This is a genomic window from Enterovibrio sp. QJM3NY_24 (assembly GCF_057786035.1).
Genome location: NZ_CM173520.1, coordinates 694220 through 716337, shown reverse-complemented (window position 1 = coordinate 716337; position 22118 = coordinate 694220). Strand labels below are relative to the sequence as shown.

The 22118-nt window shown below is 47.7% G+C and carries 19 protein-coding genes; 13 read left to right on the top strand and 6 right to left on the bottom strand.

The annotated features are described in order from the left end of the window. Window positions 1-25: 25 nt before the first annotated feature. From AC3CIC_RS19575 to AC3CIC_RS19560, 4 genes are all read right to left on the bottom strand, one after another. Window positions 26-1834 carry a hypothetical protein gene (locus AC3CIC_RS19575; RefSeq protein WP_488516799.1) on the bottom strand — a complete coding sequence of 603 codons (1809 nt, stop codon included), beginning with the start codon at window positions 1832-1834 and terminating at the stop codon, window positions 26-28. A 478-nt stretch (window positions 1835-2312) separates the two neighbouring features. Further along, window positions 2313-4193: a methyl-accepting chemotaxis protein gene (locus tag AC3CIC_RS19570; RefSeq protein WP_488516798.1), complete on the bottom strand. Its 1881-nt coding sequence runs from the start codon at window positions 4191-4193 to the stop codon at window positions 2313-2315. Between the two features lie 219 nt (window positions 4194-4412). Next, entirely contained in the window at window positions 4413-4841 is a 429-nt protein-coding gene (gene trxC / locus AC3CIC_RS19565) for a thioredoxin TrxC (protein ID WP_488516797.1), read from the bottom strand. A gap of 128 nt (window positions 4842-4969) precedes the next feature. Next, window positions 4970-5869: a LysR family transcriptional regulator gene (locus AC3CIC_RS19560; protein ID WP_488516796.1), complete on the bottom strand. Its 900-nt coding sequence runs from the start codon at window positions 5867-5869 to the stop codon at window positions 4970-4972. A 144-nt stretch (window positions 5870-6013) separates the two neighbouring features. Here AC3CIC_RS19560 and AC3CIC_RS19555 point away from each other — a divergent pair, with 144 nt between their 5' ends. The 6 genes from AC3CIC_RS19555 (at window position 6014) to AC3CIC_RS19530 (ending at window position 13187) form a co-directional block, all read left to right on the top strand. Then, window positions 6014-6418 (top strand): RidA family protein, encoded by a 405-nt coding sequence (locus AC3CIC_RS19555; protein ID WP_488516795.1) that lies wholly within the window; start codon window positions 6014-6016, stop codon window positions 6416-6418. A 29-nt stretch (window positions 6419-6447) separates the two neighbouring features. Beyond that, window positions 6448-7896, top strand: coding sequence for an aldehyde dehydrogenase family protein (locus tag AC3CIC_RS19550; RefSeq protein WP_488516794.1), 1449 nt, complete (start codon window positions 6448-6450; stop codon window positions 7894-7896). 39 nt (window positions 7897-7935) lie between these two features. Continuing rightward, a complete protein-coding gene (locus tag AC3CIC_RS19545; protein ID WP_394209100.1) occupies window positions 7936-8925 on the top strand; it encodes a membrane dipeptidase in 990 nt (329 codons plus the stop codon). Window positions 8926-9013: 88 nt separating this feature from the next. Continuing rightward, window positions 9014-10585 carry a BCCT family transporter gene (locus AC3CIC_RS19540; RefSeq protein WP_394209279.1) on the top strand — a complete coding sequence of 524 codons (1572 nt, stop codon included), beginning with the start codon at window positions 9014-9016 and terminating at the stop codon, window positions 10583-10585. Window positions 10586-10722: 137 nt separating this feature from the next. Continuing rightward, window positions 10723-12432: a hypothetical protein gene (locus AC3CIC_RS19535; RefSeq protein ID WP_488516793.1), complete on the top strand. Its 1710-nt coding sequence runs from the start codon at window positions 10723-10725 to the stop codon at window positions 12430-12432. Then, window positions 12429-13187, top strand: coding sequence for a DUF3726 domain-containing protein (locus AC3CIC_RS19530; protein ID WP_488516792.1), 759 nt, complete (start codon window positions 12429-12431; stop codon window positions 13185-13187). Before AC3CIC_RS19535 ends, AC3CIC_RS19530 begins: the two co-directional genes overlap by 4 nt. A gap of 119 nt (window positions 13188-13306) precedes the next feature. On the opposite strand, the gene efpL is transcribed toward AC3CIC_RS19530, so the two are convergent. Next, window positions 13307-13873, bottom strand: coding sequence for an elongation factor P-like protein EfpL (efpL, locus tag AC3CIC_RS19525; RefSeq protein ID WP_016962543.1), 567 nt, complete (start codon window positions 13871-13873; stop codon window positions 13307-13309). Window positions 13874-14069: 196 nt separating this feature from the next. Between efpL and AC3CIC_RS19520 the strand changes: the two genes are divergently transcribed. The 7 genes from AC3CIC_RS19520 (at window position 14070) to AC3CIC_RS19490 (ending at window position 21092) form a co-directional block, all read left to right on the top strand. After that, complete coding sequence (locus tag AC3CIC_RS19520; protein WP_488516791.1) at window positions 14070-14639, top strand: cysteine hydrolase family protein; 570 nt, start codon at window positions 14070-14072, stop codon at window positions 14637-14639. Between the two features lie 48 nt (window positions 14640-14687). Next, a complete protein-coding gene (locus tag AC3CIC_RS19515) occupies window positions 14688-15233 on the top strand; it encodes an ADP-ribose pyrophosphatase (RefSeq protein ID WP_488516790.1) in 546 nt (181 codons plus the stop codon). Between the two features lie 362 nt (window positions 15234-15595). Next, on the top strand, window positions 15596-17752 hold the full coding sequence (locus AC3CIC_RS19510; protein ID WP_488516789.1) for a TonB-dependent receptor plug domain-containing protein: 2157 nt from the start codon (window positions 15596-15598) through the stop codon (window positions 17750-17752). A 91-nt stretch (window positions 17753-17843) separates the two neighbouring features. After that, entirely contained in the window at window positions 17844-18329 is a 486-nt protein-coding gene (locus AC3CIC_RS19505; protein ID WP_488516788.1) for a YfiR family protein, read from the top strand. Further along, window positions 18326-18844 (top strand): CHASE sensor domain-containing protein, encoded by a 519-nt coding sequence (locus AC3CIC_RS19500; RefSeq protein ID WP_488516787.1) that lies wholly within the window; start codon window positions 18326-18328, stop codon window positions 18842-18844. The genes AC3CIC_RS19505 and AC3CIC_RS19500 overlap by 4 nt, the downstream gene beginning before the upstream one ends. Before the next feature lie 59 nt (window positions 18845-18903). Next, on the top strand, window positions 18904-20262 hold the full coding sequence (locus AC3CIC_RS19495; RefSeq protein WP_488516786.1) for a diguanylate cyclase domain-containing protein: 1359 nt from the start codon (window positions 18904-18906) through the stop codon (window positions 20260-20262). Window positions 20263-20468: 206 nt separating this feature from the next. Beyond that, a complete protein-coding gene (locus tag AC3CIC_RS19490) occupies window positions 20469-21092 on the top strand; it encodes a LysE family translocator (protein WP_488516785.1) in 624 nt (207 codons plus the stop codon). A 156-nt stretch (window positions 21093-21248) separates the two neighbouring features. On the opposite strand, the gene AC3CIC_RS19485 is transcribed toward AC3CIC_RS19490, so the two are convergent. Next, on the bottom strand, window positions 21249-22115 hold the full coding sequence (locus AC3CIC_RS19485; protein WP_488516784.1) for a LysR family transcriptional regulator: 867 nt from the start codon (window positions 22113-22115) through the stop codon (window positions 21249-21251). Window positions 22116-22118: the final 3 nt, after the last annotated feature.

Genomic DNA, 22118 nt, shown 5'->3' with positions numbered 1-22118 from the left:
TTAAAAAGTGTGAGACTATCCGTTTCTATTCGACAACAACGCACGCATTTGGGTCGAGATACGAGGCAAATGTAGTATATGTTACTGGCTGTTTAACACCATTCGCACACTGTCCTTCTCTTAGTATCATAGAGCACTGAATTGGATTGGAATATTCTTCTTCTGTTCGGTACGCAATGATGGCCACCATGTGAGTGTAATAAGGGCTATTGGGTGCGACGGCGCATGGTTCAGCTTCCGTATAATTTGCGTTATCTTGTGCAGCAAAATACGTCATATCTTTTGTTATTGAAGTGCCTATGTTTGCTCGGAATGCTTTGTTGAATCCTTGACCACTCCCTGAAACCCAAGATAGATTTCCCTCGCCGGTTATGCTCATGTTTTGAAGGGGATCCTCATAATATGTGTATACGCGATCTTGAAAGCGTTCCTTAAACTCACCTTGAATATCGGTCATACCAACAATGCCTTTGTCACAATCTATATATGCGGTGCGTCCAGCCCCAGAGATTGACACATGACTAGCCTGACTACAGATACTATTTTCGGTGAATACGTCGTTATCAGTGATGGTGAGCGTACCGCTTTTCCTATCATTGCCGTTTGCTAGCATTGATGCCTTAAGCGTTGCCGTTTCGCTCTCCTCTCCTCGTTTGTCATCCACGGTGTCAATGTTAACGTTAAACGATGCGACGCCCGCCGGCACAGCGATATCAGCGCCTGCAGACGTGATGGTTTCTTGGACACTTGAGCCATCACTGAACAAGATTTTCACGTCTCTTGAATAATCACTGTCTTTTGTTGTGCCATTCACCAGTTTCAATGTGGCGGTTTGCGACAATTTGGTTTGGTTATTAAAAGAGACTTTGAGGCTGGCAGTTTCGCCTTCTTCCACGGTAGGGTTGGTGATTTTCTTAACACGTGTTTCTTGTGCATTCGGGAAGGTCGTAGCGGTATAGCACGTATGCTCTTCTTGTGTGTTGGTCGACATGGCATTCACGCGAGCAGGGAAGAGGCCGATCCTAACTTGCTCACCGGTCACTGGGTCAACGCGATATAACCATGTGCTGTTGATGTTCCCACTGACATTCTGATTCTTGGCGGCAACAAGAATTTGACCGTTTTGGTCGAGGGTAGCCGCGGTGACAAAGTCAATGTTATGGAATGATTTGAGCGTCATTTCAGCCGTGGACGGGTCGACAGAGAAGGTACGGGTATTGGTGACGTACAAAAGCGCATTGTCTTTAAAGACAAAGTCCCCCCAAGACGAAAAGCCCCCAAATGCGATGTTATTGTCGAAGGCTTTGGTGTCAGACACGGCACCAGAAAGGGGGTCAATAGAAAACAGCTTGGTTGCATTGGACGCGATGAGTTTACTGTTGGCCGCATCGTAAGCCATTCGTAGTGTAGCAGGCACGTTGGCGACCACGGTATGGCGTTGTGCATCGTGGTCAAAATAGGCAAGTTGATTGGGCAACGACGTTGACGCATGGAGAGAAAGGCTGTTGAACTCGTCGGACGAGACATGCGCGTTTGCATCTGCGACATGATAATCAGCCGGTCTCGGCACGCTGACATAATAGGTGCGGTTGGTGGTTGGGTCGTAGGCCATGGCAGAGCTACTAAAGGCCGCCCTAGATGATATTAGTGCACGGTCTCCCGGGTTCGAATAGCCCAGCAGTTTATTGTCTTCTTTGAGGTCGAGTAGGAAGCCAACGTCGCCCCGCCCCCCGTTGATAGAATAAACATTGCCAAAACATTGTGCTTGTGCGGTGTTGGCAGCCATGGCTGCCAGTGATAATGCAAGGGAAGAGAGTGCTAGCCGTGCTTTCATGAATAGTCCTTGTTGTTTTACGTATTTTATTATTTTGATGGGTGCTGTTTATGGCCTTTGAGTGAATGTCTAACAGCCATTCCCACAATGAAAGGAAGGCTTTGTTAAGTAAATCAGAAGGTAAACGGGTAGATGAGTATCTCGATTTCGACGAGTATGCACGAAGGTGGTGCAGGTGGGGTGTCTCTGTTGTGGGACTAATTTCATATTAATTATTTAGAATATACTAATGGGAAAGCGCTTTCCTATGTCTTATTCTTTTCGTCGATATACCCAATTAACCTCAATATGATTGCTCAGCGAAAATTGGTCGGCATTCAGGCTGAGGCGGGGGGGAGCCTCATCACGTCCACTTTGTGTCGAAAAACCTCGAAACGTTTTTCAACATTGTTTTGCCTTTTTTCCCAAGTTGAACGTGATAATCGGCTCTGAACGCAGCAACTGGAGTTCGCTCGGTGATATTGCCAACGCGTTATGCTTACACCTTAAATTTATTCAGCTCAATGTCTTGTTTGCTAGTGAGCGTAACCATGCCTGCGCAACGTTGTTCTTGCTCTGTGGCTTTTTCGGATGCAGCTTGGCTCATTGCGCGCATGTTGTTGGTGCTTTGGTTAACTTCTATTGATGTTGTGTTTTGGCTTTCGGCACCGCTAGCAATATCGGTAGTGAGCGTATTTATCTCACTAATGCTGATTCGGATTTCAGCGAGCACAGCGTCAGCTTGGCCTGCAATTTCTTGTGTGTTTTTGGCTGTATCACGTCCTTTGAGAATGATCTCTTCAGCACTGCCGACTCCGATTTGAAGTTGGCTGATCATCTTTTTGATTTCTTCTGTTGATTGTTGTGTTCGAGATGCCAACGCTCGAACTTCGTCAGCAACGACAGCAAAACCGCGTCCCATTTCACCTGCTCGCGCTGCCTCAATCGCAGCGTTGAGAGCGAGTAAGTTGGTTTGCTCAGCAATACCAGTAATGACCGTCAGAATTGACGCAATGTTGTCGCTATAGCCTGAGAGCTCATTAATTTTTCCGACCGCCGATTCCATTTCTACGGTTAATGATGAAATAGATTTGGCGGTATTTGAAACTACTTCCACCCCTTTACATGCGGCATCATCCGCTTCTTGTGCGGCACCTGATGCTCTTTGAGCGTTGTGTGACACGTTTTGGGCAATAGATGACATCTCCCCCATTGCATTAGTCAGTGATTCGAGTTCATGAAGTTGCTTTTGAATTCGTTGCGATGAGGCTGAGGCTGATTCTGCAGTGAAGTCGGTGTTTTTTCTGACCTCTAGTGAAATGCTTTTTACTTGCCCGATAAGGCTCTGTAAATATTCGAGGAACGCATTAAACTCAATCGACAATTTGCCAAACTCGTCATTGCCAGAAACAACAATGCGTTTGGTTAAGTCACCTTCACCGCCATTGATTTCTCTTAGTGAGTGACGGAGGCCTTCTAGCGGCTTCAGTTGACGTGACACGCCGAAATACAAGGCAATGGAACAAAATAAGGCGCTGAAGATCGTAGCAATCAGTGCGGTCCAGCCAAATTGTGTCGCTTCAGTCATGACCTGATTTTTGTCGAGCACAACGCCAATCAACCACTTGTTGCCATAAAGGTTAGAAAGCTCATAAAAAACCGTAAAGACACGTTGATCGCCGATGGTGGACTCGGTCATCGTTTGAGAAAACGACGGTACGTTATCGCCAAATAACTCGGTGATAGATTTGCCATTCAAGGTCGTGTTGGGGTGGCTGATAATATTGCCATCTGCGCTGAGCAGGAAAGCGTATCCAGTTTGGTCAAAGTTTAAGGTATTCACCGCCTCAGAAACGGAACTGAGGCTCAAATCGCCACCAAACGCGCCTTTGAATTCGCCTTTGTCGTAGAAATTTGCCACGGCAGAGATGAGAATTTCGTTGGTGCCTGCATCCGCGTAAGGTTCGGTAAGAATTGCGCGGTCATGTTGTTTGGCGAGCGGATACCAAGGGCGTTTTCTGGCATCCCAGTTGTCTGGTGTCCATGTCATGTCATTGGTGATGGATTTACCATCGGTCGCTAAGCCGCCAAAAATGAGAATGAACTCGTCTTTCAAAAGGGGAGTATCAAAGGTTTTTTGAATGGTTTCAGCATTAAAGTCGGCATCAATGGTTTGAGCCATCATATCGATCAACGCAAGCTTACTATTTAGCCAGTTGGTCACTTGATTGCCAAGCGCTGATGTGGACTCTAGCGTAGTTTGGGATTTGTTTTGGTAGAGTGAATTTTTCACCATATCGTATTGAAACCAAGAAAAAACAGAGAAACTGAGAACAACAATACTGGAAGCCAGCAGCGCAACTTTATGGGAAACCTTCATTCTTTACCTCTAACACTTCGTATGATTCAATAATTAATTATTGGCTTATCAATAAGAAGTGTAGTCAAAAAAGAAACACTAAGTTTTTTATTGAGACGGCGAGGAAGGGGCGTTTCAGAGAGATAAGAAAGTCGCTCGGTTGAGCGACGTAACCATAAGTAAAACGCCTTCACTAGAGGCGTTTTAATTTAGAAGACGCTTTGATTTATCGAAAGTAAGCTAGATGCTTTGATCCAACCAAGCATTGAACTCAGATTGCGGTAATGCACCGTTGATTTGGTTCGCCATTTTCCCGTCTTTAAACACCATAATGGTCGGAATGCTTCGAATACGGTATTTCGCGCCAAGGGCTTGCTCTTGTTCCGTATTCACTTTCACGAAAATCACATCATCGCCTTTGTGTGCTGCAGTGGCTTCGAATATCGGGCCAAAGCTTTGGCAAGGTCCACACCACGGAGCCCAAAAGTCAATGACGACAGGCTTACCTGATGCGATAAGGACATCCATGTTGGCTTCCGTTCCTTCAATAGGTTTACCGTTGATCAGCGACGACTTACATGAACCACAGTTTGGGTTGTCCTCAACGCGATCGGCGGGAATACGGTTCATTTTTTGGCAGTGTGGGCAACGCACCGTTAATGTACTCATGATTAAACCTTTCCTTTGTTCTGTTTATGGTTCATAGCCTAAACCGATGCTTCTAAAAATACCATTGGGTTTTATCAATGGTATCGATAGTAAGTAGCTATTAAACCGAAGAAATCATGCTAGTTCTCTCACAGGTTACTTGGGGCGGGTGTAGTGGTGCTTAAAGACGAAATGCAAAGTTCGAAGAAGTCATACGCCTGAGGCGAAATGTATCGGTCGCGCAAACGGAATATGCCGATTTGTCTTTCAACGTAAGGGGAAGAAAGAGGCAGCCAGCAAAGGTGCTCCGCATTTTCAGGAAAAGCCAGTTTAGGCAGAGTGGTGATGCCAACACCCAGCTCCAAGACCGAGAAAAGCGATGTGATGTTTTCCACGCTGTAGAGCGCATTGGCGGCGAGTATATTGGCTGGTGTTGGCTCCAACAAAGAACAGGTGCCATTTTTCACAAAAGGATAGGGCTGTAATGCCTGCCAATCGATAGGGGTGTTGAGTGTAGCGAGGGGATGATCCTTTAGACAGACAACGCCTAAGGGATCTGTCATCAACAAGGTGAATTCAATACGTTCGTCTTGAATGTGCAGGCAGTTACCCAACGCGAGGTCCACATCTCCCGCCAATAAACGTGCTTCTACGCCTGCTGCATTGTCATCTATCAGCGCCACTTCCACCGTTGGGTGGCTTTCGGTGTAATGGGCGAGAATGCCGGGAATTAACTTGGCAGCGACCGAGGGGACGCTGGCAATGCGCACTTGCCCTAACTGACCAGCGGCGGCTGAGCGTAAATCAGAATTTAGGTCGTCATAACGTGCAAGAAAGTCATTGATTTTGGGGAGGCAGAACTCGCCAAACGGTGTGAGCTTGGCTTTGTGGCCTGCGTCAAATAGTGTCTGACCGAGTATGCGCTCTAACTCCTTCACTGAGGTAGATAACGCCGCTTGAGAGCGATTTGCCTTAGAAGCTGCCGCACGAAACCCGCGTTGCTCTGCAACTAAAGAAAAATGTTTGAGTTGCTGAAGTTTAATATCCACGCTGCGATCCTTCCCCTGCGTTATCTGCCTTCTAGTGATAAGTAAAACTGAACAATTGTCAAAAATTAACCGTTCGATTTATCAATTATTGTGATGCAAGATTTAACCAACTGTTAACAAGTGCACAAATTGATAAGGACACGCATGTCAGGATTACCTTCAAATAGGCATGGGATCACGGCAGTGAAAACCCCGCTTTTTGCTTCCAAAGCGCCACTTGAGTGGGCAGTGACCCATAACGGTACGCTCTACACTGCGCAAATACCCATTGATGCGGATGGCGATTTGGTAGAAGGCGGTATTGAAGGACAAACGCGGCAGACAATGAGTAATTTGATGCACACGCTTGAGGCGGCAGGCGTAGGAAGTGACGCCGTGCTGCAAGTATTGATTTACGTGACAGACAGAAATGATCTGCCTGCCGTGAACAAAATATATGCAGAATATTTCAGCGCTCCATTCCCGAACAGGGCTGCGATGGTCGTTGCAGGTTTGGCACGCGAAGGCATGTTGGTTGAGTTGGTGGTGTATGCCGCTGTATTGAAATAGACACTGGATTTGGATGAAAGGAATAACAGATGACACAACACAGCGAAAGCGCCCTATATATTGGCGGCGAATGGCACCAAGGCAGCGGCACCGTTGCAAATATCAACCCCTCCAATATCCAAGAGTCACTGGGTAATTATGCACAGGCGAGCAAAACACACGTTCAACAAGCCATCGCTTGTGCTCGAGAAGCGCAGCCGAAATGGGAAAAAACACCGTTAGAGCAAAAACAAAAAGTGTTGCAGACCATTGGGGATGAGTTGATTGCGCGTTGTGATGAGCTAGGACGTTTGCTGTCTCTTGAAGAAGGTAAACCCTTTGCGGAAGGTCGTGGTGAAGTGTATCGCGCAGGGCAGTTTTTCCAATACTACGCGGCGGAGGTGCTTCGCCAAATGGGTGAGACAGCGGAATCCGTTCGTCCCGGCGTTCAAGTGGAAGTCACCCGTGAAGCCGTTGGCGTGGTCGCCATTATTTCCCCTTGGAATTTCCCGACAGCGACTGCGTCCTGGAAAATCGCGCCTGCGTTGGCGTTTGGTAACAGTGTGATTTGGAAACCTGCCAATTTAACGCCAGCCAGTGCTGTGGCATTGGCTGACATTATTCACCGTTCTGGCCTTCCGGCTGGGGCGTTCAATTTGGTATTGGGCTCAGGCTCAAATGTTGGGGATAGCTTGATCCATAGCCCCAACATTGATGCGGTCAGTTTTACGGGCTCAGTTGATGTTGGGCGAAAAGTGGCCGCAGCAACTGCGCCTAATTTCGTGCGTTGTCAGTTAGAAATGGGTAGCAAAAACGCACTTGTGATAGCCGATGATGCTGATTTACACGTGGCGGTTGATGCCACCATTGCAGGTTCATTTTCCGGCGCTGGACAAAAATGTACTGCCTCATCACGCCTCATCGTGATGGACGGTATTCATGATGCTTATGTGGATGCACTGACTCAACGTATTGCCCAACTGAAAGTCGGGCATGCATTAGAAGAAGGTGTATTCATGGGACCCGTCGTTGATGAAAAACAACTTGAATCAAATTTACGCTGGGTTACACGTGCCAAAGAATTGGGCGGTGAATTAGTGGCGGGCGGGGAGCGAATTTCGCTTGAACATGATGGCTACTACATGGCACCGACCTTGTTCATCAACACTGAAAATAGCTGGGATGTTAACCAAGAGGAATTGTTTGCACCGATGGCGTGTGTGCAGCGAGTGGGGTCATTGGAAGAGGCGATTGCTCAGGCTAATGACACACGTTTTGGCCTTACCGCAGGCATTGTGACCACCAGTCTTCGTAGTAGCGCCATGTTTAAGCAGCAAGCTCAAACAGGCTGTGTGATGGTGAACTTACCGACCGCTGGCACGGATTATCACGTCCCGTTTGGAGGCAGAAAAGAATCCAGCTTTGGGCCGAGAGAACAAGGGCAGTACGCGCGTGATTTTTACACGGTTGTTAAAACCGCTTATCAGCGCCCGTATTAATGACTGACTGCCATTACGCGTGTCGAGCAAGGAGTCGCTATGTATCAGAACGAAATCATTGTTGATGGGTTGCAGTATTGCCATTGGGATCGCGCTTACTTTGAAAGCCTGCAAAAAAGTGGGGTGACAGCGGTGCACGCGACCTTGGTTTACCACGAAAACGCCCGTGAAACGCTTACGCGATTTGCAGAATGGAATTTGCTGTTTGAACGTAATGCCGACCTGATCATGCCAGTGATGTCTATGGAGGATATCCGCACGGCAAAGCAATGCGGCAAAGTGGGTATCTTCTTTGGTGCGCAGAACTGCTCGCCGATTGATGACGAAATTGGGTTGGTGGAGGTCATGCGTAAGCAGGGGCTGCTTATCATGCAGCTGACCTACAACAATCAGAGCCTGCTGGCGGCGGGTTGTTACGAACAAGAAGATGCGGGTATTACGCGTTTCGGCAAACAGGTCATTGAAGAGATGAACCGTGTCGGCATGGTGATCGATATGTCACACAGTGCCGAACGTTCCACGTTGGAAACGATTGAACTGTCGGCGAGGCCCATTTGTATCAGCCACGCCAACCCGTCCAACGTGCATTCTGCGCTGAGAAATAAATCACCAGAAGTGATCCGTGCGTTGACGGCGCGGGGCGGCTTACTCGGTTTCAGTCTCTATCCTTTCCATTTGCCGGATGGAAGCAAATGCAGCCTCGAAACTTTCTGCCAGATGATTGCAGAGACCGCTGATGAAGTCGGCGTGGAGCACTTAGCCATTGGCAGTGATCTGTGTTTAAACCAACCTCAAAGTGTTCTGGACTGGATGCGAAACGGACGCTGGTCGAAAAGCCTCGATTATGGAGAAGGCTCGGCATCGAATGCGGGGTGGCCTGCGGCATTGCCATGGTTCCCCGACAGCAGCGGTATGAAAAATATTTATAAGGGATTACGCGATATTGGCTTCAACGAGGCAGAAACCACCGCGGTCATGGGGGGGAATTGGCTCAACTTTTTAGATGCTGGGTTACGACCAGCACTCTGACAATCGCAGTGCGGGTTAGACCCGCTCACAAGGAAACAGGAATTGGCGCTGACAAGGCGCAGAGTCCGCAATAACGTGGAGACAGATGATGTCTGATTTACTCAATAACGAGAAGACAACAGCGATGCCAAAGACGCAAAGTATCTGGGAGAAATTGGGGTTAGATAACCCTGTGTTCTGGCTGAGTGGTGGGTTTCTTACTGCTTTTGTTGTCACTGCACTCATCGATAACGAATTGCTTTCGAGCATGGTGAATAGCGGGTTCAGTTGGAGCGTGAAAATTTTCGGTCCTTACTGGCAACTGCTGTTACTCGCCACCTTTTTAATTGGTCTCGCGTTGGCGTTCAATCCGTCTACGGGCAAGGTGCGTCTCGGGGCGATGGACAAACCCGAGATGGACGGTTTTAAGTGGCTGGCGATTATCCTTTGTACCTTGCTCGCAGGGGGCGGCGTTTTCTGGGCGGCGGCCGAACCCATTGCGCACTTTGTTAATCCACCACCGCTTTATGGTGTGCCAGAAGGCAATATTCAGCGCCAAGCGTTTAATGCACTTGCACAATCGTTTATGCACTGGGGATTTCTTGCTTGGGCCATTCTTGGCACCTTGACCACCATCGTGCTGATGCATTTGCATTATGACAAAGGTTTACCACTGAAACCGCGCACTTTGCTGTATCCAGTCTTTGGTGATCGCGCCATGACAGGTTGGCTTGGCGCCTTGATTGACGCATGCTGCATTGTGGCAGTCGCTGCCGGTACGATTGGACCCATCGGTTTTCTTGGCCTGCAAATCAGTTATGCGTTGAATGCTTTATTTGCTCTGCCTGATGGCTTCACCACCCAACTTATTATCATTTTGTTTGCCATCGCTATTTATACCATCTCTGCACTGAGTGGCGTAAACCGAGGCATACAGATCTTGAGTCGATACAACGTCATTCTTGCTGTTGCGCTGATGGCTTACATTCTGTTGGTTGGCCCGACAGACTTCATCATCAACGGCTACGTTCAAGGTGTCGGCACCATGGTAGATAACTTTATTCCCATGGCGACATTCCGCGGAGATATGGGATGGTTAAGCTGGTGGACCGTGTTCTTCTGGGGCTGGTTCTTAGGTTATGGGCCAATGATGGCGATCTTCATTGCCCGTATTTCTAGAGGCAGAACCATACGTCAGTTGATTGTCACCATCAGTATTATTGCGCCGCTCATCACCTGTTTCTGGTTCACCATTGTGGGTGGTTCAGGGCTGGCATTTGAAATGGCAGAACCTGGCTCGGTGAGTAAAGCGTTTGAAGGCTTCAATCTCCCTGCGTCTTTACTGGCAATCACACAACAACTGCCATTCCCGACACTGATGTCAATCTTGTTCCTGATCCTTACGACGGTCTTTATCGTAACCACGGGCGATTCCATGACGTACACCATCAGTGTGGTGATCAGTGGGGATTTGGAGCCTAACGCGCTGATGCGTATCTTCTGGGGGGTCATGATGGGTGCCACAGCCATTATATTGATTTCTTTAGGATCCGGCGGTGTATCTGCGTTGCAATCCTTCATCGTTATTACTGCAGTGCCTGTTTCCTTGATCCTTCTCCCTGCGTTATGGAATGCACCCAAAATCGCACTGAAAATGGCAAAAGCGCAGGGGTTGGATTAACGCAACGCGCCATATCTGAACAGATGCAATATCGGGACAACCTGAACCCAGGTTGTTCCCAATAATAATGGTAAGGCCGAGTGTTGGCTTTGTTAGCCAAACGGTTGTACCGAGATGTAGAGCATAGGTAAGAAGTGATGACTGCAAACTCTGTCATGGAAGCAACGATGATGCTGCGCGATCCTGCGATGGTAATGAACCCCCATCGCCTTGGTGCCATGCATCAAACACGTATCAGTTTTGTTCGTTCACTGCTTCGTAAAATGGCTAACGAGGGTTGGCGCCTGTCACTTCAGCGATGGGACCTTCAGGACGAAGGCTTTGGCACAGTGATCTATGAGTTGGCGACGCCACAGCACATCTATCAGATGGTGGTTTTTTCTGACGCGATCGCTGATGACGAACGCATTGACCGAGTAATAGCCGAAAAATGGGATGTCACTTTCGCATTAATCAAAGGGCGTGTCAGTCAAGAAGGGCTTGAGCAGTTGAGACAGAACGTTCCTCTGCAAGAAGCAGGACGTAACTCGCCCAAGGTGTTGGTGTTATCTCGTGCAAACAAGAGTGTTCGCGTGTTTGAACATATCGTTGATACGTTAGCAAACGGTGAACAACCTGACTCTTCTGTGATCGCGAGCGTGGGTTACATTTTGAGAACCACGGCAGTGTATGGCAACGGGAAATTTGGCATTGCGGATTTCGAAACGTTGCAAGATAACGCCGATTTTCACCTCTCGTTCAGTGCGCAAATGTGTGCCGTTTACTTGTTGCGGCAGTTCAGCTTGGATTGGGTTCACTTCATCGCTGAAAAGCGAGGAGGGCAAGGCGCTGTCACCTTATCGCCGGGCCTGCAGCGATATATCGGGATAGGCAATGCCACCGGTCTAGGAATGGCGCCCTATCTTATTACGCATCCTCGAGTGGTTGATAAGTGGCTCACTCAGCGTGAAGTGGCGTTAGCAACAGTGCTGGCGCTCCCGGTCGATGAAATGCGTGTCGCGGATGTTTGCCGTCTACTTGAAAAAGCCTGCAAGCATTTGTGCCAAGTAGAAACTATCGACAACAATCAGCGCGCATTAAATGCACAAAGCGTGATTGAGCTTGTTGATATTATCGCGACGATTAATGCGAAAACGAACCCCAAAATGCAATGGGAGAGTATTTACGCGTTGGCAAAATCGCTCAGCCTCGAAACACAGGAAATATTGCTGACCTGTCTTCTTGAAGTCCACCCTGAGCAAGTGAATGTGTTTGCTGAAGACATGAATTGCGATCAGACATTGTCGTTGACGCCAGGTGTTCAAATTGGGGCGATGATGTCACTGATTGAAACACGTTATCAGTGGGTGATGGATATCGACTTCTCCCAACCTGATAGCCAATACTGGTTCTGGTATCGTTCGGTTGATAAAGAAGAGCCACGTATGGCGGTGCGAGGCGAGGAACCGGGTGAAGACAATGAACTGAATCTAGACATTGCTCGCCAAGTGCATCGGCTTTATCTCGCGTTAAAAGAGAGTGATCAGCAAGCATCTCTTGCTCGATTTTTGCTGAATTATTCGAGCTTAAGGACCATTGCGCGTCGAGTATGGACCATGGGGAATTTACCTATGGGGGATATTCAGATAAACGTGCTGTCACGCGAAGTACGCCCTATGCATCTATTGAGGTGCAAGTTATCAATGTTTGGTGCGACCAAGTTTGACCCTCGTTCTGACCGCTGGGTGCGCGTAACCTTATTCCAAGGTGCCCCTCTGTTTGCAGAATTGTCGACTGAAGATATCGAGCAAAGCTGGCTATTTCCGCTGTTGCCCGAAGCCGATGCCAAGAGGGAGAATCAGCCATGATGCAAGTCTCCCACAATGAGCTGGTCACGCTTTGCACCAAAGCCTATGACAGCTTAAAGCGGCAATGTGGCGAAGCTGAAACGATTGCCAACATGGTTGTCGATTTGGAAATGGCAGGGCTGCAAGGGATGTCATTTTTCCTTGCTGCATTGGAATCAATCGAGCAGGATACCGATTACCCTGTGCCTGTTTTTGATGCTGATGATCATCAAATCAAGGTCGATCTGGGTGGGGCGAGTTTACTCTGCCATTTCCCTGCACTGATTGATGTGGCGTTAGAGCAGCTTATTCATGGGCAGCGAGTGCAGCTTCATATTCGGGATTGTCATAACCGCTGGTTTGGTTTTGGTGAGTTATTAAAGCTCGCCGGGAAAGGACTTTCTGTGAGAGCACAGTGGCGGAATGACCAAGCACCTCACTATGTTGATTACGTGCACAATGCCGGTTTTCGCTACCCAAATATCTATTTTGATAACCCAGGGCAACTGCGAACACAGCCGCTGTTCTCAACCAAGATACATCCAGAACAGCTACAGAAAAACGATTTGCTGGTGGATGTTCAACGCTATTCTTTCGAGATTTTTCGCGCAAACAATGAGCCAGACATCAGTGCTGAAATGCAATCCGTGGCCGAACAACGCGCATGGAAACATGGCATTGATATTGAAGAAAATGACTGGAATACATTGAAAAAATACGTGGCAAGAAGTCTCGTGGAAAACAGCGAACGTTCCCTGCAAGGTGCTGGAGAATAGTGAGCATGGCAATCTAGCAAAGCTTGGCAAATAAACGAAAAAGCCCTGATGATTATGTCTTTTAGACAGTCATCAGGGCTTTTCTATTTGGCGCGACGAATCAGTGTAATGTTTAAAAACTACGCACGACTCATGAATTTGTGTTCCGTGGTGTTGATACGGATTTTGTCGCCAATGCCGATGTATTCTGGCACTTGAACAGTCAGACCAGTAGACACAGTAGCAGGCTTAGTACGCGCGCTCGCTGAAGCACCTTTGATAGACGGAGACGTCTCGGTGATCACCATATCAACAGTAGAAGGCAGTTCAATCGCTACTGGCTTACCGCTAACAGTCAGGATCTGAATGCCTTTGGTGTCTTCGTTAATGAACAACAGTTCATCAGCAATGGTTTCTTTGTTGAAGTGGTACGGCGTGTAATCTTCGCTGTCCATGAAGATGTATTCTTCACCATCGATGTACGAGAAATCCGCTGCGTGGCGGCTGAAATCAGCAAAGTTCAGCATGTCGTCAGCTTTGAAGCTTTCGTCGACTTTTGCACCTGTTGCTACATCGTACATACGCATTCTGTACAAGCTAGTGCCTGCACGGCCAGCAGGAGTCAGCTTTGCAATGTCTTTAACCGCAAGCACTTTGCCGCCATGTTCGATAACTGCGTTCTTTTTGATGTCACTTGCCTTTGGCATGGTCGTATTTCCAATTTAGAAAATTTGGCAAGAAAATATCACGAATCAAAATTTTCGCAAGTGGATCAATGTGACTATCAGCTCTCAAACGTGCTGTTTGAGTGCAATTCTCCCTGCTTGGTTTCAATGGTACTCAGTTTTCCGTACGGCGTGTCTATACTGATCAATTCGTGAATTATGGAAAGGATGGGGCGCTATGCTAAACGCACTTATCGTTATCGACTTTATTAACGACATTGTTCATCCGCAGGGGAAAATCCCCAGTTGCGCGCTTCAGGTTTCGCAAAAGCAAGTGATTGAAAATGCAAACGTCGCGATTCGATGGGCGCGTGCACATCATCATCTGTTGGTGTTTATCAAAGTGGGTTTTCACCCTAGCTATCAAGACCAACCTAAACGTTCTCCTATGTTTGGTAAAGCGAACGAAATTGGGGCGCTCCAGTTGGACGCATGGGGAACGCAATTCCATGATGATTTGGATGTGCAGAACTCTGATCTTGTGGTAGTAAAACCTCGCGTGAATCCTTTCTTTAATACGTCGCTGGACTCAATTTTACGTGCGAATCAAATAGACAGTGTGTTCCTCTGTGGCGTTAGCACAGGATGGGCCATTGAAAGTGCTGCTAGAGATGCCCACGACCGAGATTATTCCGTTCATATTGTCGCAGATGCCTGCACAGCACACTCAGAAGATGAGCACCAAACATCGCTTCAATTACTTGAGCGGATCGCGACCTTGCATCAAGCAAGTTTACTCAATGAATAACCCTGATAATCTTGAGGGCTGAACATCGAAGCAAATGCGCCTTAGCGAATGGACAAGCCTGTGATAAAGAAACTCGACAGTAAGATCGTATACCAGAACAAATGGATGACAGTGCGGGAAGATAAAATCCTTCGCCCCAGCGGCGCTGAAGGCATTTATGGTGTGGTTGATAAACCGGATTGCGCTGCCATCCTCGCCATTGATAACGGGCTGATTCACTTGGTGCAGCAATATCGTTATACGGTGCAACAGCGCTGTTGGGAAATTCCGCAAGGGGCATGGGAATCAAACCCAGATGCAGATCATGCTGAGTTGGCAAAGGGAGAGCTTCGCGAGGAAACAGGCATGCAGGCGCAAAGCATGGTGTATGTCGGCGCGCAGTTTGTGGCTTATGGCTTCCTTAACCAGACTTGCCATGTGTATCTTGCTAGCCAGCTCAGTGAAGTGGGAAAACAACTTGATGACGAAGAAGAAGATCTTATATCACACGCTTTTCTGGTTGCTGATTTTGAGCGAATGATTGTAGACGGTGAGATTAAAGACACTGTGACCATTGCGGCTTACGGTTTAGCAAAACTGAAAGGCTTGGTGTAAAAACCCGCCTTAAAAAAGCCCCTTCAATTCGCGTTATATCCACTCACCAGAAAGTACGGATTTCTGGTGTTTTTTTTGTGCAAATATCGTCGTAAAACTGACACTTTATTACGCTTGAAGTCATTTTAATGCCGCGGGTTGCTTTTCACTCACAGACTAGTAAATAAAATACATATTTTCAGACTGTTGCTGTACAGAATTTCAAAAGTCCCACGTATAATATGCGTAAAATACACTGTAATCCAAATTGCCAATGTAATGGCTAAGCGAATTGCAGCCAATGCATTCATTCGTGGATATGACGCTTGTAGCCGGACGCTACAGATGGCGTGGCATCTGCGTCTATATACTGGAACCACATTATGCTTAAAGTCAGTCTTGCAGTGACTACTGCATGTTTAAGCTTGCAAATATCATCTCCAGCCTTTGCGGATACCGATTTAAGTGACCTTTTGGATATGCCACTTGAGTCGCTTTCAGAAACCAAAGTGGTATCAGCAACGCGAACGGCATTGAGCCTGTCCGATGTACCGGCGGCTGTTCATGTTATTACGGCAAAAGAAATTAAGCGCTCAGGCGCACGTTCCGTGGCAGATGTTCTGGTGTTAGCACCGGGCTTGCACGTGGCGAAATATTCTAACTATGACTGGGGTATTGCTGCTCGTTCACCCAATGAAACGCTGAGTAACACCATGCTAGTGATGGTGGATGGGCGCAGTGTGTTTAACGGCATGTTTTCTGGCGTGGACTGGGACTTGATTCCCGTTAGTTTGGACGGCATTGAACGTATCGAAGTGGTCATGGGCCCGGTTGGTACGATTTGGGGCGGCAACGCCGTGAATGCGGTCGTGAACATCATTACCTATGATGCTGAAGATGCGCCACGAAATAAAGTCTCTGCCTCGGTAGGTAATTACCATTACAAAGAAGCGCGAATTCATCATGGTGGTCAGGTTACCGATAATCTCTATATGAGTGGGTACGCCGAGCTTGTTGAACACATGCCATGGACCAGTGATGAAGGACGCGTCCAGCCTATACAGCACTTTCGTGTTCAAACCGAGCGCTTTGGTGTACGTGGTGACTATCAGAAAAACGACCGAGAGGTGTCGTTTCAGCTTGGCGGCATTCGTTCTCGCGAAGACTACAATTGGGGCTCTTATCAACCTCATTTTTTGACCCCAGGTGTAGATGGCCCAGATTACGTCAATTATGAAACTGAAATGCTGGCGGAAGAGTATTTTGCCGGCGTTAAGTTCTTGCAAGAATTAGGTAATTCCAAACAGTGGGAGCAGCAATTCTGGCTGACCTATAGCAATAGCGATAGCTCGGATCGTAACGCCTATTTTACACGTATCGACTCGGAAACGCGTTACAGCGACAACAACGTGTGGGGCGGGCAACTGACGGTGGGTTTTGACTATCGTTTGATTGACGAATATTTCCGCCCGTATGAGCAAAATGAAATTTACACCTCGCCGTATGTGCGTGTCGCAGACGAACCCGGCTTCGTGAATCAAAGCGCTGCGGCGTATTTTAACTACACCTATCCGCTGACAGCCACAACGTCACTGATGCTGGGTAACCGTTGGCAGTATTTCAATATGGTCAGTGAGACCTTCTCTCAGCCTCAGGTACGTATCATGCAAGAAGTTGGTGATAATCAACGAGTATGGGCGGGTTGGGGAAGGGCAGTGGTGACGCCTGCGCGCCAAGGACGCACAACGGATTTCCATCAAAATGCCTATGGAAGCAACTTGGCATTTTGCGATCAAGGCACACCGCCAAACTGCATTCCAGTTGATTACCTTCAGATCGTTGAGAATCATGGAAACGAGGATCTTCCTGTTCAGAATGTTGATACATACGAACTGGGTTACCGTTTCTGGGAAGGAAACCGCTTCCAGTTTGATGCTAATTTGTTCTATAGCGAAGAGGACGGTATTACTGCTTGGCAGTTGATTAATTCACAACGCGTTTTTCTTCCTGAGAATTCATCTCCTGGAACCGTTGGAACGATCATTGACGTATTCCAATATCAACACATTGCACCGCTAAGTTCTCAGACCTACGGTGGTGAGTTGAGCATGAAATGGCAGCCATCTTCAGCGGTACAAGTGAATGCGAGTTACAGCTATCGCGAAATCAAAGCGGATTGTCACGGCGCGATCTGTTCTTCGACGGACGTCCCAATGCGTTCTTACGAAAATGAACCTGTGCATTTAGCCAATGCCCTGATCATGTGGGACATCACGTCGCAATGGTGGGTGAGTAACGTCCTTAACTATGTACATGCGACCACTCCCGATGACGTGCTTCAGAATGATGAGTACTACGCGTGGCCGGAAGTATTAACGTGGGACATGGTGATCGGTTGGCAAGCATCTGAACATATGCCGCTTGTTACTTTGAGCGCAGAAAGCTTGTTCAACGACCAAGTGAACGAGTTTCCCGAAAGCTATCGGGGTTTTGATAATGGCACGCAATATTGGCTTGAAGTCGATTGGCAGTGGAAATAGAAACATGTTGATTAGGTCGCACTTTTAAGTGATTGATTTGGCGAAACGCACCTTCTCCCTACGTATAAATTGGCTATTGTTGGCGACAGTCATGATGGTCAGTTTAGGGGTGCGTGCGAGTGATTTTCGAGATGAAGATCTGAAAGCTGTGTACCTATTTCGATTTGCATTTTTGACTGATTGGAAAGACCGTCAACCCCAAAATGGTCGCTATCAATTTTGTGTAGACGGGAACAGCGTCGTGAGCGAACGCTTACAAGATGTTGTTGCACAAAAACCAGAGCAGGCAAATTTTCACGATATTACGCAAAGCGATGACATTGATTTGAGCTGTCATATTGTTTACACCTCCGAAAATGCAGAACAACGAATTGCGGCGCTACGCACTCGTTTTCCCGAGGCATTGATTGTTGGTGACGGTGTTAACTTTACTGTTGCAGGTGGGATGATAGCCTTCATTAAAGTCAATAATCGCGTCAAGCCGTTGATCAACAGAGCCAATTTATTGGGTTTGCCGTTTACATTGCGCTCTCAACTGTTTTCAATCGCCGTCATTGATGAGGAGGATAACCTATGATCTTCCGTCTATTTAACAACCTTCCGTTAAGGGTGAAGTTTATTCTGCCAACGTGGTTATTGATGACCGCTGGCGCGATTGTGCTTGGCGTAGCCGTCGATCATATTGTGGGAAAAAATCTCGAAAAAAGTTTGATTAGTCGTGCAACTGTGATGGCTAACGCGGCAGCGAGCAACCTGACCGCCGCCATCGCATTTAGTGACAAAGAGACAGGCCGAGAGCAACTGATGGCGCTGAGCGCTGATCCCGATTTAATTGCTGCACGTGTTGTGTCTCCCGAGCAGATTGAGTTTGTTTCGTTCATGAGGTTACCGTCAGATTGCGGATCTCAAAACGGCACTATCGCATGTACCAACATCGCCGTTGAGTATGTGGTCAGGCCAATCGTTTTGGGTAAAGAGACGCTAGGGAAAATAGAGCTCTATATTTCTCGTGAAACCATCGACAGTGAGCATCGCATGTTGCTTGTTTATTTGGCTGTTGGTACAAACGTTTGTTGTCATTTGTCTCTTTGATGTTTGCGCAGTTACTACACCAAATCGTCGCATCCCCCCTGGGTTCACTGCATCAGTCTATGTCATCGATTGTTCGTCTTGGTGTGTTAAATAGAACCATACCTGTTCGTCATGATGATGAGCTTGGTCAATTGACTGCTTGCTTTAACGATATGGTGACCAATCTCTCTGAGCGCGACAATCAGCTGAAACAAACGTTGCAAGAGCTTGAGAATAAAAGCCGCTATATCAGCCAAGTCCTCGATACCATGGAACATGGTGTTATCGTGATCTCTCCAGGTGACAAAGTCACTTATTACAACCCAGCTGCGGCAATGCAGTTAAGTCGATTTGACTGTTCACCCACAGAACTTGAACTGCTACTGGAAACGTTCGAGCCAGCAGCAAGCATGAAGGCGATATCAAAAGCAGTTGATGAACACTTGCCGTTGAAAAACGTGGAATTGGTTCATATTGAAACAGGTGCGGTGTTCTCAGTCAGCACTCATCCGATGGCGTCTGCCCAGCACTCTTTGTTGCAGTTTGAAGATGTGACGGCTCATCGAGAGGCAGAGCAGCGCCGAAAACTGGCGGAGTTGATCTTTGATAAAAGCCCGAATGCCACATTGGTTTTGTCGCGCTCACTCAATATTAAAACCCAAAATACGGCGAGTATTAGCAAATTTGGCGCTAATCGCCATTGGAAGGATCTCGCAGCGGATCATCCGCGCAGCATTACTTTTAGTGAGATGAAAGCGTTGATGTCGATGGGGAGTTACCAATGGCAGCGAGTGATACTATCCGCGAGTGGCGATAGCTTGCCTTGTAAGATCACCGTGAAAACACTCACGAATCACCGAGGGAAAGTTGAGGGTTTTGTGGTGTCGATTGTTGACCAGTCTGTAGAAGTTGAAATTAAACGCTTAAACTACCTTGCCAACCACGATGCACTGACAGGGTTACCTAATCGCGCCAGCGCGTTTGAAAAGCTCTTGCTGAACCACGACAAGGGGCGAAACATGTATGTCCTATTTGTTGATTTGGATGGTTTCAAAGCGGTGAATGACCAATATGGACACAAGGTGGGTGATGAACTGCTAAAAGTGGTGGCAAGTCGGATGAAAGCCAGTGTTTCTCGTCTCGATTTCGTTTCTCGCTTAGCGGGAGATGAATTCCTTATCGCCATTTATGATATGACGACCGTTCACCCTATCGTGACGCGTATTCTCGATAGGTTGAATCAAGACATTGTCATCAATAGTTGTAAACCGAAAATCAGTGCGAGTATAGGTGTGCGTTTTTGGGCTTCCGATGACACGACATCGTTGAGCTCGGTGATTGAACAGGCGGACAAAGCCATGTATCACGCTAAAGCCAGTGGTAAAAACCGCTATTCGGTAGCAAAAGAAGGTCAAGAAGACGTGTTGGAATACGTTTAGGTAAGCGATTTCTCAGCACATTCAGCCATCAATTAGGCCATACCATGAGAGCAGCGAGATGATTCAATGAGTGTCTCGCTGTTGGGCTTAAGTCAGGGAGGTGGAGATTGTGAGCGATAGTCGGTCAATTCATGCAAAACTCCTCTCGAGTAACCCTACGATTTCTGGTAATTTCTGAAAATTATTGAATGCCGAAAGGAAGAGCTATGTCTCTCGAAGGCGCGGTAACGTTTACGCTCGCTATTTTTATCTTTGTATTGACTCCGGGGCCGGGGGTTTTTGCCATTCTTGCGCGTGCCATGGTAAAGGGGGCGCGTGATTGCACTGCACTGGCTGCGGGCATGGTGGTGAGTGATCTGGTTTATCTGACGTTGGCCTGTTTTGGTTTGGCAACCATTGCTGAAAACTATGCTGAACTTTTCACGGTTATCCGTTTTGTGGGCGCGGCGTATTTGATTTACCTTGGCTACAAAATGTTTCGTGCGTTACCGCAACTGGCTTCGATGTCAGATTCGCCGGAAGAGAAAACGAAAGGGCACTTGTCTGCTTTCATCCAAGGCTTTTTGATTTCGGCTTCCAACCCGAAAGTGATTTTGTTCTATATCGCTTTCCTGCCCACGTTTATGGATTTGACCGTACTCAGCATGGCAGATGTGGTATTGGCTAATGTGCTGGCAGCCATTGCATTGATGAGTGGTGCAATGCTGGTGGCGTTTGGCGCGGCGAAAGCGGCGAAATTACTTCGAACTGAAAAAGCAGTCAGGCGAATGAACCGTGGTGCGGGCTCCATCATGATTGGTGCTGGGGCTTACTTGGCGCTGAGTCGTTAGTGGCTTCGTCGCTTGGCCAGTGACCACAGAGTGAGTGGCTCAAGGTTTCAAAAATAGAAAAGCAGCGAATTCGCTGCTTTTTTGTTTTTGATCGCGGCAAAAATCGCAATGAATTCCTCACCTAGACCTAGACCTAGACCTAGACCTGTTCCAAAGCTAGGCGATGTGCATATGACTCTGCTCTTGGATCAAAAACGCCTGAGATATCTGTGATATTAGCGATGGTGTGATCAATGGGTGTGAGCGGCTTGCGGTAACGACGACAATATCAACCGCAGGCAGTGGCGGAAGACTACCACTATCAATGAGCTGTAAATCTGGCGGCACACTGCTGGACGCCATGGCGGAAATAGCAAGGTTTGCGCGGGCTAAACCATGAAGGGTCGAAGCGCTGGTGGTAAACGCCACCAAATCGACCTCGATCCCGAATTTGCCTAACCCATCCAATGCGGTGGAATGAAACTTACAGTTCTTATCGAACAAGGCGATGGGCAAAGGTCTGCGATGAAGCAAACTTGTATCGCTGCCACACACCCATACCCCTTTATCATGTTTGAGCAGCCAACCTTCGTCAGAATCGGGTGAGCGGGTGAGGATTGCCATGTCTAATTCACCGCTATCTAAACGTTGTCTTAGGCGTGTGCTAGAAGCACAAAGCACATCGAAGGTTTGCTCACCGATGCGTGACCGCAATGTGCTAATAAAGTCGGGTAACAAAGATTCTGCGTAGTCATCGGGACAGCCAATTCGTATCGGGCGAGAGGTATCTTCGCGCTTGAATGCTTCCAGCGCTTCATCGTGCCCAGCGATTAAACGCCGCGCATGACTGACAAGGCGCTGACCAGCAAAGCTAAGGCTAAGAGGCCGTTTTTCTCGTTCAAAAAGCGGGCTGCCCAGCTCTTCTTCAAGCCGCTTTATTTGCATACTGATCGCTGATTGCGTGCGATGAATTTGTGCTGCGGCACGAGTGAAACTGCCTGTATCGACGATGGCTAAGAAGCTTCTCAGTGAATCAATATCCATATG